General features: G+C 51.3%; 1 protein-coding gene. It reads right to left on the bottom strand.

The window, feature by feature from the left end; genetic code table 11:
* The coding region (locus AC2Q9J_RS18125) for a cyclase family protein (protein WP_499042100.1) at positions 1-257 on the bottom strand (257 nt) is incomplete at its 3' end.
* Between the last annotated feature and the right edge of the window lie 4 nt (positions 258-261).

The raw sequence follows: 261 nt of genomic DNA, 5'->3' as shown, positions 1-261 counted from the left end.
ATTCCGAGTTCTCCGAGACGATCGGCAAGAGCGGGTGTCAGTTCAGGAATCGTCTCTGGGAAGACGCTCTTATCGGACCAACCATCCGTTTTTAAGATGAGGCGTTCCACCCCAGTCAAATCGTGACCATCCAAATCAGATGCTTCAATCTTTGCCTTATGCGGTAGATGAATCACACGGGCTGGTCCGATATATACGGACGGATCGAGGTCCATCACGCGCATCCCATGGTCGTCAAAATGAAACGGTGCATCGATGTGG

It is taken from the genome of Planococcus sp. RAB007_Raresut, from assembly GCF_057369535.1.
Note: the sequence above shows the minus strand (reverse complement) of the source record. Positions and strands in the feature narration are given on the sequence as shown.